The organism is Oxalicibacterium faecigallinarum (assembly GCF_014635705.1).
Lineage (GTDB): Bacteria > Pseudomonadota > Gammaproteobacteria > Burkholderiales > Burkholderiaceae_D > Oxalicibacterium > Oxalicibacterium faecigallinarum.
The window spans coordinates 71,657-87,033 of sequence record NZ_BMDI01000003.1; the positions used below are offsets into that span (position 1 = coordinate 71,657).

Consider the following 15,377-nt stretch of genomic DNA (forward strand, 5'->3'; position numbering starts at 1 on the left):
CGGAATTAATCTGCAGATTTTTTGGGCGCGCGCTTGGCAACGACTTTTTTGGCCGGTGCCTTGGTTGCGACTTTCTTGGCTACTGCTTTCTTGGCAGGTGCCTTTTCCTTTTTGTATGCTTCGACCGTTTTGCTCACAGCGACTTTGACGGTTTTGCCGACAGCGGTCTTGGCTGGTGCTTTCTTGGCTGCCATCTTGCTTGCGGCCGTTTTCGTGGCTGTCTTGCGGGCAGGTTTTTTCGGTTCGTCGTCATCTACCGTGGTCTGGCTTGCAGCCAGATGACGGCTGGCTTTTTTCGGTGCAGGTTCGTCGCTTGCGGCGGTTTTCTTTGCCGTACGTTTGGCAGCGCCGAATTTGACTTCCTTCTCGCCCCAGATTTCTTCCAGGCGATAGTAGGCACGGATGGCAGGTTGCATGATGTGAACAATCATGTCGCCCAGATCGACCAGTACCCATTCGCCCGTGTCTTCACCTTCGATGCTGACGATATCGCCGCCTGCGGCTTTCACCTTGTCGCGTACCGAGGCTGCAAGTGCCTTGGTCTGACGGTTCGAGGTACCCGAGGCAATGGCAAGTCGGTCGAACAGACTGGTCAGGTGCTCGGTGTTGAACACTTGAATGTCTTGTGCCTTGACGTCTTCCAGTGCGTCGATGACGAGGGCTTGCAGTTTTTTGATATCCATTAGCTTCTGTAGAGATGATGTTGTTCGATATAGTCTAGCACCCTGGGCGGTAGCTGAGGAATCGCGTGGTCGCCGCGGTGCAATGCGGCGCGAATGGCTGTGGCGGAAATGTCGACAGACAAGTCCGTTGCCACAAAAGACAGACCGCTGGCGGTCTGCCGAATCTGGTCGGGCGTCCCTGCCCGTTGTGCAAAGGCTGCGCTTACTTCTGCTGGTACATGTGTTGCATCGGTAGCAAAACCCGGTCGCGATGCTGCGCACAGATGCGCATACGAAAACAGTTCGTCCCAGCCTTGCCAGGTGTTGAGATGCTGCAACTGATCTGCGCCGATCAGAAATGCCAGCGAAACAGCAGGGCCGAGCTCTGCGCGTAAGGCCTTCAGCGTATCGATGGTATAGGTCGCGTTGTCGCGCACAATTTCCTGGCGATCGATATGGACGGGTACCTTGCAATCAGAAAAAGCACGTTCGACCATGGCCACCCGATCATCGGGCGATGCGTGCAGGCTGCCCTTTTGCCATGGATTGCCCGCAGGAATGACGCGAAGCGAGTTTGGGCGGATCAGGTCAATGAAATGATTGGCCAGTGCAACATGCGCGTTGTGTACAGGGTCGAAACTGCCGCCGAGCAGCAGTATGCATTCGGTAGCGGACGTTGTCCCCGAGGTCACGTCAGATCCAGTCACGATGGATGAGAAAGTCTGAATACAGCCGTGCCTCGGCACTGCCTGCTTCCGGCTCCCAGTTATAGCGCCAGGTGACGACCGGCGGCATCGACATCAGGATCGATTCGGTACGGCCGCCGGACTGCAGCCCGAACAGTGTGCCGCGGTCGAATACTAGATTGAATTCCACATAGCGTCCGCGCCGATAAGTCTGAAAATTGCGTTCGCGTTCACCATACGATGTGTCCTTGCGGCGCATGGCAATCGGCAGATAGGCATCGAGAAAATGATCGCCAACACTGCGCTGCAAGGCAAAGCATTGCTCGAAACCCAGTTCGTTCAGATCATCAAAGAAGATACCGCCAATACCACGCGGTTCCTTGCGATGCTTGAGATAAAAATAGTCGTCGCACCATTGCTTGTAGCGCGCATGCAGATCATCACCAAATGGTTGCAGCGCATCGCGACAGGTCTGGTGAAAATGCCGGGCGTCTTCTTCAAAGCCGTAATAGGGCGTCAAGTCCATGCCACCGCCGAACCACCAGATTGGCTCCTTGCCTTCCGCGATCGCGATAAAGAAACGCACATTCATGTGTACGGTGGGCGCGTAGGGGTTGTGCGGATGCAGTACTAGCGACACACCCATGGCTTCCCAATTGCGACCGGCGAGTTCGGGACGGTTGGCAGCGGCCGACGGCGGCAGATTGCTGCCCATCACATGCGAGAAACCGACACCGCCGCGCTCGAACACATTGCCATTTTCAATAATGCGCGACGTACCGCCACCGCCTTCCGCACGTTCCCACTGATCGACAAGAAAATCCTTGCCGTCGAGCTGTTCGAGCGCCGTCACGATGCGCTGCTGCAGATCCTGCAGGTACTGCTTGACGGCGGTGGTTTGTGGTGTGGTCACGATAGGTTGCGTTCAGTCAGACAGGGTAAATGTCTTGTGTTTCATAAAACAACAGGCGCGTCATGCTGGGCGCGCCTGAGTAGTCATCCAATATGGTTTGTTGTTCAATGCCGGTCGGACTGGTAATGATCGGCATTGAACAAGCAGAGCATCAAGTGCGTTTCAGCGCGCGCCAGCCGATGTCGCGACGGAATTGTGCGCCGTCAAAATGAATCTGATCCACAGCGTCGTACGCTTTCTTTTGTGCCATCTTGACGCTGTCGCCCAAGCCAACGACGCACAGGACGCGACCACCGTTTGCAGCCAGTTGTGTACCGTTGAGTACGGTGCCTGCATGGAACGTCACACTGTCCGGTGTTTCTGCTGCGATACCGGTGATGACATCGCCTTTGCGTGGCGCATCCGGATAACCTGCGGCTGCCATGACGACGCCGAGCGCGGTACGACGATCCCATTCGAGCTCGATGGTGTCGAGCGTGCCATTGACGGCGTGTTCCATGACCGTGACCAGATCGGTTTTCAGGCGCGCCATGATCGGTTGTGTTTCCGGATCACCCATGCGGCAATTGAATTCCAGTGTCTTCGGGTTGCCCTTGTCATCGATCATCAGACCTGCGTACAGGAAGCCGGTGAAGACGATGCCATCTTTTGCCATGCCCTGCACGGTTGGCAGAATGATTTCGCGCATCACGCGCGCATGCAGTGCGGGCGTGACGATGGGGGCAGGCGAGTAGGCACCCATGCCGCCGGTATTGGGTCCTTCGTCATTGTCGAGCAGGCGTTTATGATCCTGACTGGTTGCGAGTGGCAATACGTTCTTGCCATCGACCATGACGATGAAGCTGGCTTCTTCGCCAGCGAGGAATTCTTCGATGACGACACGTGCGCCAGCATCGCCGAGCTTGTTGTCGGACAACATCATGTCGACAGCGGCATGCGCTTCTTCCAGTGTCATCGCAACGACCACACCTTTGCCGGCAGCCAGCCCGTCCGCCTTGATGACGATCGGCGCGCCTTTTTGGTCGATGTAGTCGTGCGCAGGCTTGAGTTCGGCGAACGTTTGATATTCCGCTGTCGGGATTTCATGGCGCTTCATGAAGGCCTTGGCGAAATCCTTGGAGCTTTCAAGTTGCGCGGCTTCTTTGGTCGGGCCAAAGATCTTGAGGCCAGCGCTACGGAAAATGTTGACGATGCCGGCCGCCAGCGGCACTTCCGGGCCGACGACGGTCAGCGCAATATTTTCTTTCTGTGCAAAATCGGCGATGGCTTGCGGATCGGTCAATGCGACATTTTCCAGGCGTGTGTCCAGCGCCGTGCCACCGTTGCCCGGTGCGACATAGACTTTCTGAATCCGTTCGGATTGCGCCAGTTTCCAAGCCAGAGCGTGTTCGCGGCCGCCTGAGCCGACTACCATGATTTTCATTGAATATTTCGCTTAATTAAGTTGTCGCGGGCTGCGAACGGCATGCGACGCGGCCGGTGGGTTGCGGTAGCGAACCATGTTTCCTCGCTACCTTGTTTCATCAGTTCTGAATGACAGCGTTGGTATAAATTTCCTGCACGTCGTCCAGATTTTCCAGCGCGTCGAGCAGTTTTTGCATCTTGATGGCGTCATCGCCTTCAAATACGGTTTCGGTTGCCGGTTTCATCACGACTTCTGCCAGTTCGGCTTTGAAGCCTGCGGCTTCGAGTGCGCTCTTGACGGTGGAAAAATCGTGCGGCGGACACAGGACTTCAATCCCGCCTTCTTCGTCCGTGGTGACGTCGTCGGCACCGGCTTCCAATGCTGCTTCCATCAGCTTGTCTTCATCTGTACCAGGCGCAAAGAAAAACTGGCCGCAATGCTGGAACAAAAAGGCAACCGAGCCTTCGGTGCCCATGTTGCCACCGAACTTGGAGAACGCATGACGAACTTCGGCCACGGTGCGCACACGGTTATCGGTCATGCAATCGACGATGATGGCAGCACCCCCGATGCCATAACCTTCATAGCGGATCTCTTCGTAATCGACACCATCGAGCGTTCCGGTACCGCGCTGGATGGCACGGGTAACGTTGTCCTTCGGCATGTTGGCATCAGCAGCCTTGTCCACCGCCAGACGCAGGCGCGGATTAGCCTCCGGGTCGCCACCGCCCATACGCGCTGCAACGGTGATTTCCTTGATCAGACGGGTCCAGATCTTGCCTCGCTTTTCATCCTGACGACCCTTGCGATGCTGAATATTGGCCCATTTGCTGTGTCCTGCCATGACGAATTTCTTTCCCGATGAGTTTGGTGGTTAAAAATCGCTGGCTACGGTGTTGCATAAGCTTGTCTTGCACGCCTACTGTTTTGCGCTGGCATGCCTTACTATCAACGATTTTTACAAGCCACTCTTGGCTATAATGAGGCGCGGATTTTAACATATCGCCTGCCCTCCGATTTGACCGGATCATCCCTCACTGCGCATCTTCCTTTTGCGGACCAAACCATGTTGAATCCTCTGCTGATTGCCAAAAACCATGAACAGGAGCTTGCGTTGCTGCCGGCGCTTGCCAATCGTCACGGCTGTATTACCGGTGCCACCGGTACCGGCAAGACAGTGACGCTGCAGACACTGGCGCAAGCCTTGTCCGATATTGGCGTGCCGGTCTTCATGGCCGACGTCAAAGGGGATTTGTCCGGGATTGCCAAACCGGGCGTTAGCGCCGGCAAGGTCAAGGAACGCTTCGCGTCGCTCGGACTGGCCGAGCCGACATGGGCCGGAGCACCGGTGACATTCTGGGATGTGTATGGTGAAAAAGGGCATCCGGTCCGCGCCACGGTCTCCGATCTGGGGCCGCTGTTGCTGGCCCGCATGCTCAATCTCAACGATACGCAGCAGGGCGTGCTGCAACTGGTGTTCAAGATTGCAGACGATCAGGGTTTGCTGCTGCTCGACAGCAAGGACCTGCGCGCGATGTTGCAGCACGTGGGCGACAATGCTGCCGATTTCAAGACCGAATACGGCAATATCTCGGCCGCGAGCATTGGTGCGATCCAGCGCGGCCTGATCGGTATTGAGGAGCAGGGCGGCGATCGCTTCTTCGGCGAACCCATGCTCAATATTGAGGATTTGCTGCAGACCGACGGCAACGGCAAGGGCGTGGTCAACATTTTGACGGCGGACAAGCTCATGCACGCGCCGCGTTTGTATTCGACCTTCCTGTTATGGATGTTGTCTGAATTGTTCGAGAAATTGCCGGAAGTCGGCGATCTGGAAAAACCCAAACTCGTTTTCTTCTTCGATGAAGCGCATTTGTTGTTTGCCGAAGCACCCAAGGTTTTGCTGCAAAAGATCGAACAGGTCGTACGTCTGATTCGGTCCAAGGGCGTGGGTGTTTATTTCGTCACGCAAAATCCGCTCGATATTCCCGATACAGTGCTTGGACAGCTCGGCAATCGCGTGCAGCACGCCTTGCGTGCCTACACGCCGCGTGATCAGAAGGCGGTGCAGGCCGCAGCGCAAACCTTCCGTCCTAATCCCGCACTGGATACCGCGCAGGCGATCACCGATCTGGGTGTGGGCGAGGCGCTGGTTTCCTTCCTCGATGAGAAGGGGCGTCCGGCGGTGGTCGAGCGCGCATTTGTCCTGCCGCCCGCCTCACAGATCGGTCCGATTACGGATGCAGAGCGTGCTGCCCTGATTGCACAATCGGTCGTCGCTGGCGTGTACGAAAAGGCTGTGGATCGCGAATCGGCCTATGAGAAGCTGAAAGGCCGCACCGCTGCGCAAGCCAAGGAAGCAGGGGAAATCACGGCCGCCGAGCAGGAGGAGAGCGGCGGCTTTGGGGACATGCTGGGCAGTATCCTGGGTGGTGGTAAAAATACCACCGGCAAGAAAACCGCAGGTCGCCGCAGCGATACCATCGTCGAAGCGATGGTCAAATCCACGGTCCGCACGATGGGGTCAACCGTTGGTCGCGAGATCGTGCGCGGCATTCTCGGCTCGATTCTCAAAAAGAAATAAAGCTGGCTGACGATTCCTTTCAACGCATCGGGCGATTCGGTTTCTGTCATTCGTGCTTTGCCGCGTCGGGCACCTTGCCCGGTCGGTGATGCGGGCCTGCAATGCTGTCGGCATGATCGATAAAGTATTGCATCAGCCATCTGCCAGCCGGCCCTGGCGCATCGTCGCTACGATTGATCATGTGCAGCACATATTTGTCGCTTTCCAGATGGGCGAGTTTCAAACGGACGAGTCGTCCGTTTTCCAGATCATCCGCAATCATGTGATCCGGCATCGAGCCCCATCCCAGTCCATTCAATAACAACATGTGCTTGGCACCCAGATCGCCAAGTCGCCAGTCACGCAAGGCAACCACGCCGAAATTCTGTCCGGCCGTCAATTGGCTGCGATCCGTCAGTACGAGCTGTGTGTAGTCGCGTGCAATCTCGGTCGGGATGCTGCCGGTCAGTTGCGCCAGTGGATGTGTGGGTGACGCCACCGGAATCATCGTGACGTGACCAAGTTGCTGGTGGTGATAGGTGTCGGGGAAATCCAGCATCGGTCCGGTAATGCCGATCTGGCAAATCCGCTCGCTGACCAGGTGTTTGACCGCACCCAGCGCCTCGATCCGCAGACGCAATGCCACGGTCGGGAATTGTTCCTGGAACGCCTTGAGTGCGGTGACCAGCGAGCAATTGGGAAACATCACATCGACGGCAATCGAGACTTCCGCCTCCAGTCCGAGCGACATCATCTTGGCGCGCGCCCGCATGGCATCGACTTTCAGGCCGACGGTGCGCGCATCCACCAGCAAGGCTTTGCCGGCGTCGGTCAGCGTCGGCTTGCGTTTGCTGCGATCAAACAGTTCGACATTCAACTGGGCTTCCAGATTGGCAATCGTGTAACTGACAACGGATTGCGTGCGATGCAATTCGGTTGCGGCGCGCGAAAAGCTGCCGCAGTCGATGACGGCGACAAAAACACGCAACTGGTCCAGTGTAGGTAAGCCGGGATCTCTCATATCGATTTAATCGATGCTAATTAGCTAAATAAAGTGGGTTTTATTGATATTAAACCTGTTCTACGATGCTTTCAACGACACGGCAACAACAAAACCGTGTTCAACAAACGCCCGAGCAACAACCGAATGAAAGCGAGAACATTATGAGCAAGATCCTCCTCATCAACAGCAGCGTACGTCGCACCGATTCCATTTCCCGCAAAGTGACGGGTGAATTTGTCGCTAAATGGCAGGCGCGCAATCCCGGCACCATCGTTGTGGAACGCGATGTCGCAGCGCAGCCGCTGCCACATCTGACTGAGCAAACACTGGGTGCGTTCTTCACGCCAGCCGATCAACGTACGGCAGAACAGGCCGAAATCGCCAAACTGTCGGAATCGCTGGTACAGGAGTTGTTTGATGCGGACGTTATCGTGATCGGTGCGCCGATGTACAACTTCTCGATCACCTCCGGTCTGAAAGCATGGATCGACCATGTGGCGCGTGCCGGTGTGACTTTTAAATACGGCGAATCGGGCCCAGTGGGCCTGCTGACGGGTAAAAAAGTCTATATTTTTACGGCGACCGGCGGTGTTTACAGCTCTGGTCCTGCACAAAGCATGGACTTCCTGGGCACGTATCTGCGTACGGTTCTGGGCTTTATCGGCCTCACCGATATCACCTTTGTCCATAGTGAAGGACTGGCAATGGGTGAGGTTGGTGTGGAAAAAGCACTGGCGCAAACCAGCGAGACAATCAACGAATTGCTCCCAGCCTGATATCCTTCGTCTTTCGGGAAAAATGCAAGCAGAAACCGGTGGTCGGTTTCTGCTGCTTTTTCCGTTGATTGAAGTACATCGTTCATGAATACAAGCCTGACCGCAGCGGATGCTGTTGCTGTATCCGATTCCCCTTCTGATTCCGATCTCGATTACGTGGTGTCGTGCCATCTGCCGACGCCATGGGCGACGTTCCGTCTGCATGCCTTTGTTGAACCATCCACCGGCAAGGAGCATGTTGCCTTGACGCTGGGCGATATCGCCGACGGCAAACCAGTGTTGTCGCGCATTCATTCCGAATGTCTGACTGGCGACGGTTTGTTCAGCTTGCGTTGCGATTGCGGCCCGCAGCTGGAAGCGGCTTTGCGCATGATCGCGGAAGAAGGGCGTGGTGCCTTGTTCTATCTGCGTCAGGAAGGGCGGGGGATTGGCCTGGTCAACAAGATCCGCGCGTACCAGTTGCAGGATGCCGGTGCGGACACCGTTGAGGCAAACGAGGCACTTGGCTTCAAGGCGGATCAACGCAATTACAAGTTGTGTTTGCCGATGCTGCAGCATTTGCAGATATCGACACTGCGCTTGATGACCAATAATCCACGCAAGATCGCGGCGATGGAGCAGATCGGCATGAAAATCGCCGAGCGTGTGCCGTTGATCATCACGCGTAATCCCTTCAATGATCGTTATCTGACGACCAAGGCTGTCAAGCTCGGTCATCTGTTTTGATACGATCAGCACGTAGCGACGGTCGGCGCGCTGCTGACATAGTCGCTACAATCGTGGCATGCCCGATGCCTCATATTCCAACGATGACGCACTTGCCGCGCGCAAGTTGTTGCTGGCCGGGCTGGCGATTGCCGTTGTCGGTGCGATTCTTTTTTCGGCCAAGGCAATCGTCGCCAAGCTGATTTATCGCTATCAGGTTGATGCGGTTACCCTGATCGCTTTCCGCATGTTGTTTTCGCTGCCGTTCTTTGCCGTGATTGCCATCTGGCAGGCACGCCAATCCACACCGCTGACTGGTAGGGAAAAAATCCAAATCATCGTGCTGGGTTTGCTCGGTTATTACCTGTCGAGCTTTCTCGATTTTCTCGGCTTGCAATACATCTCTGCAGGGCTGGAGCGTCTGATCCTGTTTCTCACGCCGTCCTTCGTCCTGTTGTTATCCGTGTTCTTGATGAAGCGAAAGATCACCATGATCGAGTGGTCTGCACTGACGATTTCTTATCTTGGAACCGTACTGGTTTTCGTCCACGATGTCCGTTTGGGTGGCGACAATGTCGCGCTAGGCGGCATGGCGGTGTTGATCAGCGCGATTTCGTACGCTGTTTATTTGCTGGCATCCGGAGAGCTGGTCAAACGCGTTGGCTCCTTGCGTCTGGTTGCATACGCGATGTGTGTTTCCAGTGTTGCCTGCATCGCACAGTTTTTTGTGTTGCGGCCATCCTCCATGTTGATTCAACCAGTGGATGTGTATTGGTTGTCGTTGGTGAATGCCGTGTTTTGCACGGTGCTACCGGTTTTTCTGACCATGATTGCGGTGCAGCGTATTGGCGCAGCCACCGCTTCGCAGGCTGGCATGATTGGTCCGGTGTCGACCTTATTCCTTGGTGCAATGCTGCTGGATGAGCCGATAACCGGTATTCAATTGGCGGGCACGGCGCTGGTGTTATGTGGGGTTTATCTTCTTTCCAGAAAAAAGGCGGCATAAATGGATCTTGGCATTCAGGGGAAATCGGCCCTGGTTTGTGGTGCGAGTCGGGGATTGGGCCTCGGTTGCGCGGAAGCGCTGCTTGCCGAAGGTGTGCATGTCACGATTGTGGCGCGCGATCCTGCCGTCCTTGAGCAAGCGGCAAGTGCGTTGCGTGCAAAGGTTGGCTCGTCGGTGGCAACCGTTGCCGCTGACATCACGGCCGCCGAAGGGAGAGCGGCAGCGCTGGCAGCTTGTCCGCAACCGGATATTCTTGTGACCAATGCGGGTGGGCCGCCACCGGGTGATTTTCGGGACTGGTCGCGAGACGATTGGATTGCCGCACTGGATGCCAACATGCTGACACCGATCGAACTGATCAAGGCCACGGTGGATGCCATGATGGCGCGCAAATTCGGGCGCATTGTCAACATCACGTCCAATTCGGTCAAGGCGCCGATTGATGCACTGGGCTTGTCCAACGGCGCGCGGGCTGGCTTGACGGGTTTTGTCGCGGGTCTCGCACGTAAAACCGTCAAGCACAATGTGACGATCAATAATCTGTTGCCGGGAGCATTTGATACGGATCGGCTGGCGGCAATTTTTGCGGGTGCCGCGCAAAGTGGAAATCGTTCGGCGGAAGAAATCCGTGAAAGCCGCCGTGTGATGATTCCGGCACAACGCTTCGGTACGCGACAGGAATTTGGTGCCGTTTGTGCATTCTTGTGCAGTGCACATGCCGGCTATATGACAGGACAGAATATCCTGCTGGACGGCGGTGCTTATCCCGGTACCTACTGAACGGGAACGGTTGCAACGATTTCTGCTCTACCTATCGATAACAAAAACGATGCCCTTCAACTTTTGGAGTGAGACAGCATGACAAAAGCAATCAGGATTAGTGAAAACGGCGGCCCGGATGTCATGGAGTACACGGACGTCGAATTACCGATACCCGGCCCCGGCGAGGCGCGTATCCGTCAGATGGCCTGCGGCTTGAACTACATCGATGTCTATTACCGTACCGGGCAGTACGCGCAGTCCTTACCCGCAGGTCTGGGCATGGAAGGCGCCGGTGTGGTCGAGGCAGTTGGCCCTGACGTTACGCATATCCATGTTGGTGAGCGTGTTGCTTATGCGGGTGGTCCGCCCGGCGCTTATGCTGCCGCCCGTGTGTTGCCCGCCAATGTACTGGTCAAACTGCCGGCTTCGATTGAGTTTGATACGGCTGCTGCGATGATGTTGCAGGGTTTGACGGTGCAGTATCTGTTTCGACGGACCTTTCGCTTGCAGGGAGGCGAAACCATTCTGTTTCATGCGGCTGCAGGCGGCGTCGGTCTGATTGCCTGTCAGTGGGCACGGGCATTGGGTGTCACCATGATCGGTACGGTTAGTTCGGACGAGAAAGCAGAACTGGCCAAGGCGCACGGTTGCGCGCATGCCATCAACTATCGCAAGGAGAATTTTGTCGAGCGTGTGAAGGAAATCACGGAAGGCAAAGGTGTGCCGGTAGTCTACGATTCCGTCGGGAAGGAAACTTTCTTCGATTCGCTCGATTGCCTGTCGCCGCTAGGCATGATGGTCAGCTATGGTGCGGCTTCTGGTCCGGTGCCTGCATTTGAATTGAAGGAACTCGTTTCGCGCGGGTCTTTGTTCATCACGCGTCCCTCGCTGTTCCATTACACGGCCAAGCGGGACGAACTGGAGATCATGGCGGCAGAGTTGTTCGGCATGGTTGAAGGAGGCAAGCTCAAGATCAATATTCATCAGCGCTACGAATTGTCGAATGCCGCGCAGGCCCATCGTGATCTGGAGGCGCGCCTGACGACGGGGTCGTCGATTCTGATTCCGTGAGGTGATGATGACGGATGATGACGACAAAAATCCCATGCAGCATCCGGAAGAGCAGCCATCCGGTTCAGACGGCAATCCCAAATTCGGCCGTTTGCTGCTGGTACTGGCGGGGAGCGTCCTGATCGTGGTTGCGCTGACGTTTGGATCGCTGGCTTACTACACGTGAAGCATGAGCGCCAAGGTAATAACGTGAGGGGCAATAAAGAGCGGATGCAATAAAAAAGCGGCGACTGGTAGTCGCCGCTTTTTTATTGCACAACTCGTGCTATTCCTTGATTTCAAGCTTTACCCGTCGCGGAATACCGCTACGTCCAGGGAAATCTTCAAATGCGCTTTTAACCATATAGGGCATGGCAAAGGCGAGCGAACCGTTACCGCCATCGCTGTCGACGCTGACGTCATATAGTTTTTTACCGTCGCGTACCTGCGTAATTTGCACATTCAACTCGCGTTTGAAGACTTCGTATTGTGCTTCGCGATAGGTTACGCGGGGAGGACCATACCAGAACGGATCGTAGTAGGGGCCGTAATAACCGCCACGCCAGCGCGGACCGTAATAAGCACCGTAGTACGGCCAGTAAGGATCGGCGACCGGTTCCACCACCCGGACATCGCGTGAGTCGATCTTGTAGTTGAGTGCGACCTTCAGAATGGCGGCGCGTGGATTCTGCGCCTCGACAAAGCCCAGGCGGGTCAGTTCGGCCCGAACCAGATTCTCATAATTCTGATGTTCGAGATTGTTTTCCTGTCCGGGCTGGCGATCGAAGACATAGACCTTGTTTTGCATTTCTGCCGGCCAGTCATGGAAAGCGATGACATCACTGCGGATGAACGAGGCGCAGCCACTTAGCAATACGCTCGACAAGGCAACGATGATTAAAACAGTGCGACGCATTATTTTTCTCCTTGATCCATGCTGACAGCATAGACGTATTCATAAAAAGAGCCGTTACATTTTGTAACTCGCAAGCAATAGACCCTTCTGTCGATGTGGCTTAGAACCGAAAGCCTGCTTTGTGGTCATACCGTCGTCATCCAGTCTGGTGCTGGTTACGCCATTTTTGCCGAGTTCAGGCTGTTACCAAATCTGTTGCCATGATTGGTAAAATGGCATTTTGCAAGTCTTCCAATCTATTCCTATGCGCACAGATACGCCGCCGACCATTTACCGCAAAGATTACACGCCACCAAGTTACTGGGTCCGCACTGTCGAAATGGGATTCGACCTCGAACCATCTGCGACGCGTGTAGCGACCCGCATGACCTTGGAGCGCAATCAGACCAGCAATGACAAAGTGCTGACGCTGTACGGTGAAGAGCTGCAACTGGTACAGATTCGCCTCAACGGCAAGGTTTTGGGCACCAAGGCATATCAGTTGAAGGATGGCGTCCTGCGCATTCCAACCACCGCCGAACAAATCACGCTGGATATAGAAACGCTGCTGCAACCCGATCGGAATACATCCCTGATGGGTTTATATGTGTCCAACGGTAATTTCTTTACGCAATGCGAGGCAGAAGGCTTCCGCAAGATCACTTATTTCCCGGATCGTCCGGATGTGATGGCGACCTACAAGGTCATGCTGCGTGGCGACAAGAAGAAATATCCGGTTCTGTTATCCAACGGTAATTTGATCGAGCAGGGCGATCTTGGCGATGGTCGCCACTATGCCTTATGGGAAGACCCGTTCAAAAAGCCTTCGTATTTGTTTGCCCTGGTAGCGGGGCAACTGGTCTGCCAGGAAGAAACGATCAAGTTGAAGTCTGGCCGTGAGGCTTTGTTGCAGGTATGGGTTGAAGAAGGCAATCTGGACAAGACCCAGCATGCCATGGATTCGCTGATCAACAGCATCCGTTGGGATGAAGAGCGTTTTGGCCTGGAGCTGGATCTTGATCGCTTCATGATTGTTGCTGTTGGCGACTTCAATATGGGCGCAATGGAAAACAAGGGATTGAACATCTTCAATACCAAGTTTGTGCTGGCCAACCCGCGCATTGCGACCGATGTGGACTACGGCAATATCGAGGCCGTGGTGGGTCACGAGTATTTCCATAACTGGACTGGCAATCGCGTGACGTGCCGCGATTGGTTTCAGTTGTCATTAAAAGAAGGTCTGACGGTATTTCGTGATCAGGAATTTTCCGCTGACATGATTGGTACCGACAGCGGTCGTGCCGTCAAGCGTATTGACGATGTGCGTGTGCTGCGTCAGGCGCAATTCCCGGAGGACGCGGGGCCGATGGCACATCCTGTGCGTCCTGATTCCTTCGTTGAGATCAGTAATTTCTATACCGTCACGATTTACGAAAAAGGCGCGGAAGTCGTGCGCATGTACCAGACGCTGCTTGGTCGCGATGGTTTTCGCAAAGGCATGGATTTGTATTTTGAGCGCCATGATGGGCAGGCCGTGGAATGTGATGATTTCCGCGCCGCCATGAGCGATGCAAATGGCCGTGACCTGACACAGTTTGAGCGTTGGTATAGTCAGGCAGGCACGCCGCGGGTTGTGGCAACGACTGTTTACGATGCCGTGCACAAGACCTATGCGATTACGCTCAAGCAATCGTGTCCTGCAACGCCGGGACAAAAGAACAAACTGCCGTTCCATATTCCGGTGGCGGTCGGCCTGCTCGATAGTAACGGCAACGATATGCAGTTGCATCTGCGTGGTTTTCCGCAAGTGCAATCGACAGTCGTGCTGGAGTTGATGGAAGAACAGCAAACTTTCGTCTTCGAAGACGTCTCCGAGGAGCCGGTGCCATCATTGCTGCGGGACTTTTCTGCGCCAGTCAATCTCGAGTACGACTACAGTGATGCCGATCTCGCTTTTCTGATGGCGCATGACAGCGACGCTTTCAATCGTTGGGAAGCAGGGCAGCGTCTTGCCGCGCGCCGCTTGCTTGCCTTGACTGCTACTGCGCAACAGTCCGGTGCCGTACTGACTACAGACCCGGCCCTGAGCGAAAGTCTTCGTCTGACCCTGAACGATGCCGCATTGGACCCTGCTTTCCGCGAAATTGCATTGAATTTGCCATCCGAGACGGTCATCGCTGAACAGATGGATGTGATTAATCCACAAGCGATTCATCAGGCGCGCCGTTTCTTGCGCCAATCGCTGGCACAGGCATTGCGTGCTGATTTTATCGAGGCCTACAAGGCGAATCAGACACCGGGTGATTACAGTCCGGATGCCGCGTCGGCGGGCAAACGCGCTTTGAAGAATCTGGCTCTTTCGTACATTTCGGAACTGGATGATGCAGCTGCGCACGTGATGGCACAGACCCAATGCGACGGTGCCGACAATATGACCGATCGTGTCGCTGCACTGGGAGCGTTGGCCAACAGCACGGCACCAGGCAAGGAAGCGGCGTTGGCACAGTTTTATCAGGATTTTGAGGCCGAGCCGCTGGTTGTCGATAAATGGTTCAGCTTGCAGGCAATGGCACGGACGACGGATGTCGCCGCAGTGCGCAAATTGATGCAGCATCCGGCGTTTTCGCTGAAAAATCCGAATCGTGCGCGCAGCCTGATTTTCAGCTTCTGTAATGGCAATCCGTCACAGTTCCATGCATCGGACGGCAGTGGTTATGCATTCTGGGCTGAGCAAGTCATTGCGCTGGATGCGATCAACCCTCAGGTTGCGGCGCGTCTGGCCCGTAGTCTGGATCGCTGGCGTAAATACGCGCCTTCCTTGCAGTCGAAAATGCAGGCTGCGTTGAAGCGCGTGGCGCAGACGGCCAAGCTGTCAAAAGATACCAAAGAGGTTGTCGGCAAATCGCTGGCGGCCGAGTAAAACGTAAAAGCAGTATTGAAAAAGATAAAGG

General features: G+C 55.2%; 15 protein-coding genes. 8 read left to right on the forward strand and 7 right to left on the reverse strand.

The features are described from left to right. Nucleotides 1–5: 5 nt before the first annotated feature. The 5 genes from rsfS to IEV29_RS13820 all read right to left on the reverse strand — a co-directional run bounded on the left by rsfS (nucleotide 6) and on the right by IEV29_RS13820 (nucleotide 4,510). A complete protein-coding gene (gene rsfS / locus IEV29_RS13800; protein WP_188381916.1) occupies nucleotides 6–683 on the reverse strand; it encodes a ribosome silencing factor in 678 nt (225 codons plus the stop codon). Next, nucleotides 683–1,369, reverse strand: a complete 687-nt coding sequence (locus tag IEV29_RS13805; RefSeq protein WP_229726421.1) for a nicotinate-nucleotide adenylyltransferase — start codon at nucleotides 1,367–1,369, stop codon at nucleotides 683–685. The genes rsfS and IEV29_RS13805 overlap by 1 nt, the downstream gene beginning before the upstream one ends. Beyond that, nucleotides 1,356–2,261 carry an oxygen-dependent coproporphyrinogen oxidase gene (gene hemF, locus IEV29_RS13810; protein ID WP_188381917.1) on the reverse strand — a complete coding sequence of 302 codons (906 nt, stop codon included), beginning with the start codon at nucleotides 2,259–2,261 and terminating at the stop codon, nucleotides 1,356–1,358. The genes IEV29_RS13805 and hemF overlap by 14 nt, the downstream gene beginning before the upstream one ends. Before the next feature lie 151 nt (nucleotides 2,262–2,412). Then, nucleotides 2,413–3,684 (reverse strand): phosphoribosylamine--glycine ligase, encoded by a 1,272-nt coding sequence (purD, locus tag IEV29_RS13815; RefSeq protein WP_188381918.1) that lies wholly within the window; start codon nucleotides 3,682–3,684, stop codon nucleotides 2,413–2,415. 100 nt (nucleotides 3,685–3,784) lie between these two features. Further along, nucleotides 3,785–4,510 carry a YebC/PmpR family DNA-binding transcriptional regulator gene (locus IEV29_RS13820; protein ID WP_188381919.1) on the reverse strand — a complete coding sequence of 242 codons (726 nt, stop codon included), beginning with the start codon at nucleotides 4,508–4,510 and terminating at the stop codon, nucleotides 3,785–3,787. A gap of 222 nt (nucleotides 4,511–4,732) precedes the next feature. Between IEV29_RS13820 and IEV29_RS13825 the strand changes: the two genes are divergently transcribed. Next, on the forward strand, nucleotides 4,733–6,250 hold the full coding sequence (locus IEV29_RS13825; RefSeq protein ID WP_188381920.1) for a helicase HerA-like C-terminal domain-containing protein: 1,518 nt from the start codon (nucleotides 4,733–4,735) through the stop codon (nucleotides 6,248–6,250). Nucleotides 6,251–6,296: 46 nt separating this feature from the next. Here the strand turns inward: IEV29_RS13825 and IEV29_RS13830 are convergent, their stop codons facing one another. Beyond that, nucleotides 6,297–7,250 (reverse strand): LysR family transcriptional regulator, encoded by a 954-nt coding sequence (locus IEV29_RS13830; RefSeq protein WP_188381921.1) that lies wholly within the window; start codon nucleotides 7,248–7,250, stop codon nucleotides 6,297–6,299. Between the two features lie 143 nt (nucleotides 7,251–7,393). On the opposite strand from IEV29_RS13830, the gene IEV29_RS13835 reads away from it, so the two are divergent. From IEV29_RS13835 to IEV29_RS13860, 6 genes are all read left to right on the forward strand, one after another. Beyond that, a complete protein-coding gene (locus tag IEV29_RS13835) occupies nucleotides 7,394–8,008 on the forward strand; it encodes an FMN-dependent NADH-azoreductase (RefSeq protein WP_188381922.1) in 615 nt (204 codons plus the stop codon). A gap of 84 nt (nucleotides 8,009–8,092) precedes the next feature. Then, nucleotides 8,093–8,734 (forward strand): GTP cyclohydrolase II, encoded by a 642-nt coding sequence (ribA, locus tag IEV29_RS13840; RefSeq protein ID WP_188381923.1) that lies wholly within the window; start codon nucleotides 8,093–8,095, stop codon nucleotides 8,732–8,734. Nucleotides 8,735–8,792: 58 nt separating this feature from the next. Beyond that, complete coding sequence (locus IEV29_RS13845) at nucleotides 8,793–9,719, forward strand: DMT family transporter (RefSeq protein ID WP_188381924.1); 927 nt, start codon at nucleotides 8,793–8,795, stop codon at nucleotides 9,717–9,719. Next, the gene (locus tag IEV29_RS13850; RefSeq protein ID WP_188381925.1) at nucleotides 9,720–10,499 is read left to right on the forward strand and encodes an SDR family oxidoreductase; all 780 of its coding nucleotides are present in this window, start codon (nucleotides 9,720–9,722) and stop codon (nucleotides 10,497–10,499) included. Nucleotides 10,500–10,577: 78 nt separating this feature from the next. Then, nucleotides 10,578–11,552: a quinone oxidoreductase family protein gene (locus IEV29_RS13855; protein ID WP_188381926.1), complete on the forward strand. Its 975-nt coding sequence runs from the start codon at nucleotides 10,578–10,580 to the stop codon at nucleotides 11,550–11,552. 7 nt (nucleotides 11,553–11,559) lie between these two features. Beyond that, nucleotides 11,560–11,718, forward strand: a complete 159-nt coding sequence (locus tag IEV29_RS13860) for a hypothetical protein (protein WP_188381927.1) — start codon at nucleotides 11,560–11,562, stop codon at nucleotides 11,716–11,718. Between the two features lie 99 nt (nucleotides 11,719–11,817). On the opposite strand, the gene IEV29_RS13865 is transcribed toward IEV29_RS13860, so the two are convergent. Beyond that, nucleotides 11,818–12,447 (reverse strand): DUF4136 domain-containing protein, encoded by a 630-nt coding sequence (locus tag IEV29_RS13865; RefSeq protein ID WP_188381928.1) that lies wholly within the window; start codon nucleotides 12,445–12,447, stop codon nucleotides 11,818–11,820. 244 nt (nucleotides 12,448–12,691) lie between these two features. Here IEV29_RS13865 and pepN point away from each other — a divergent pair, with 244 nt between their 5' ends. Further along, nucleotides 12,692–15,346: an aminopeptidase N gene (gene pepN / locus IEV29_RS13870; protein ID WP_188381929.1), complete on the forward strand. Its 2,655-nt coding sequence runs from the start codon at nucleotides 12,692–12,694 to the stop codon at nucleotides 15,344–15,346. The last annotated feature ends 31 nt before the right edge of the window (nucleotides 15,347–15,377 follow it).